This is a genomic window from Nocardioides sp., assembly GCF_050699375.1.
Classification (GTDB): domain Bacteria; phylum Actinomycetota; class Actinomycetes; order Propionibacteriales; family Nocardioidaceae; genus Nocardioides.
This window is the reverse complement of record NZ_JBOHDN010000257.1, coordinates 1-2391: the sequence shown is the minus strand read 5'-3', so window position 1 is coordinate 2391 and position 2391 is coordinate 1. Positions and strand designations below refer to the sequence as shown.

2 protein-coding genes are annotated in these 2391 nt (G+C 66.7%); one reads left to right on the top strand and one right to left on the bottom strand.

Going from position 1 to position 2391, the window contains the following annotated elements; translation table 11 throughout:
- Positions 1-495: 495 nt before the first annotated feature.
- Positions 496-1263 (bottom strand): TetR/AcrR family transcriptional regulator, encoded by a 768-nt coding sequence (locus ACRDPS_RS18875; protein ID WP_431503201.1) that lies wholly within the window; start codon positions 1261-1263, stop codon positions 496-498.
- 94 nt (positions 1264-1357) lie between these two features.
- Here ACRDPS_RS18875 and ACRDPS_RS18870 point away from each other — a divergent pair.
- Positions 1358-2391, top strand: a 1034-nt coding sequence (locus ACRDPS_RS18870) for a DUF418 domain-containing protein (RefSeq protein WP_431503200.1), incomplete at its 3' end; no start/stop codon positions are given.

Sequence of the window (2391 nt, the reverse complement as noted above, 5' to 3'; positions counted from 1 at the left end):
AGCCGACGTACCGCCTCGAGGTGCCTCGCAGCGAGCCCTTGCTGTGGATCAGCGACGCTGTCTGCTGGTGCTATCAGCGCGGCGGAGCCTGGATCGACTCGGCGCAGCCTCTCGTAGTCGACGTACGTCACCTTGAGGTGTGAACCTGGTCGAGACGCGGAACGTAGCTGGCCTCGAAATAGCGCGAGCCCGGCTCATCCACCGTCCGGAAGACTGCCGGGCTTACTTCGCGGGCCTATAGGGCCGTTGCATCTTTGACCTTACCCAAGAAGCACCGAGTTATCCACATCTAATTCACACCCGCTGGCCACGGTGTCTTCGACGAGATCGAGCGAACGTACGCCACGAAGGTCTCTGCCGGCGACCTCGCCCGTTGACGCCGCCAGGCGTGACTCGCATGGCCCGTGGTCGGGCTGTCACTTGGTGGTCGGGCTGTCTCTCGGTGGTCGATCTGTCTCTCGGTGGTCGATCTTGTCGAGACCACCCGCGGAACGGTCAGGACTCTCGTGGCGCCTTGACGTCGACCTGCGCCTCGATCCCGTCGAGGATGATCTCGAGGCCCGCCTCGAAGTCTGCGCGCTCGGTGGTCTCGGTGGGGACCGCAGCGGAGGCGAAGACGTCGGAGGCGAACATCGCCGCTACCTCGGGAAAGCGTTGCGGGTCGACGAGGTCGACCATCGCGAGGGCGTAGCGGCGTTCGCTCTCGGCCTGCTGCTCGTCGGGGTCTCTTCCGGTAGTGAGGTCCTGGGTGAGCAGGACCGACTGGCGTACGTAGCCGCTGAGGAGCATGACCGCGACCATCTTCTCGCCCCAGTCCAGCCGGGTGGCTGCCATCGTCGCGAGGATCTGTTCCAGCCACGCCAGCTGACGTGGCCCCGAGGGCGCGGTCTCGATCGGCACGCGCGGTAGCCACGGGCGCGTACGAAACAGCTCCCACAGGGCAACGGCGCACTCCCGCAGCCCGGTTCGCCAGCTGCCGTCGGGGTTCGGCTCGGGCACGCGCGGAGTGGTCGCCGCGTCGACCATCAGCTGCAGCAGCTCGTTCTTGGAGCCGACGTAGCGGTAGAGAGACATGGCGGTGACACCGAGGTCCGCGGCCACCCGCGGAAGCGTGACCGCGTCGAGGCCGCCCTCGTCGGCCAGCCGTACGGCCACGGCGACCACGGTGTCGACGTCGAGGTGCGACGGGCGACCGACCCGTGTCGGCGCATCGGGCAGCCGCCACAGTCTGCGCAGCGGGGCGGGGATGTCTTCGCTCTGCATGGCTCGATTCTCGCGGTAGTCGGTGGAGGCGGTGGCGGCGCGGGCCTCAGATAAAAACTATACGTAGAAAACTATATCCCATATGGTTACCGTCATGACTGATACCGCATCTTCCGTTCGGGCCGGAAAAGTCGCCCGTGTTCACGACGTAGACGCGCTGCGGGGCTTCGCGCTCCTCGGCATCTTCGTCGTCAACATCACCTTCATGGCCTCGGCCTATGCCGGCAATCTCGTCGACGATCCCGCCTACGGCTCCTGGCTCGACGAGGCAGCGCGGTTCACCGTGTCCGCCCTGTTCTCGATGAAGTTCTACCTGCTGTTCTCGTTCCTGTTCGGCTACAGCTTCACCCTGCAGATGGGCGCGGCCGAGCGTGCGGGAGCCGAGTTCGCGCCGAGAATGCTGCGCCGAATCCTCGGACTGTTCGTCCTGGGCGCTGCCCAGATCGTGCTGCTCTACAGCGGCGACGTGCTCACCACGTACGCCCTGGCCTGCCTGGTCCTGCTGGCGATGTTCCGGGTCCGCGATCGGATCGCGCTGCGAGTCGCTGGAATCGTCTACGCCGTCGTGCTCGTCTCGATGACCCTCAGCGGACTTCTCGTGGATCGCTCGGCCATGCTCCCGAGTCACGCTGAGGCGTTGGCGAACTCCGCGGCACAGAACCAGGCCATGCTCGGCTCGTACGCTGACATCGTCGGTCAGCACTTCGACGGCATCTGGCTGCTGGGCGTGATGGCCTTGACCATGCAGGGCCCGACGGCGCTCGCAGCGTTCCTGCTCGGCATGGTGGCCGGCCGGCGCCAGCTGCTGGCGAACGTCACCGGAACCGAGCCGATCCTGCGCCGCATCCAGATGATTGGCTTCCCGATCGGCCTGCTCGGTGCCGTGGCGTACGCCGCGCTCGGCGGCGAGAAGGGCGGCATGGCGTCGGTCATCAGCCTGGCGACCGCACCGCTGCTCACCGCGGCCTATGTGGCGACCCTGTTGCGGGCCATGCACAGCCGTCGATTCGCCTGGCTGCGCTCGGCTCTCGCGCCCGCGGGACGGATCGCCTTGACGAACTACCTGCTCCAAGCCCTGATCGGCCTGCTGCTGTTCACCGGTGTCGGCCTCGGTCTCGCCGGCCAGGT

What these genes read in the sequence shown, in the direction of transcription:
- ACRDPS_RS18875 (WP_431503201.1), bottom strand. Translation starts at nt 1,263, where the DNA reads ATGCAGAGCGAAGACATCCCCGCCCCGCTGCGCAGACTGTGGCGGCTG.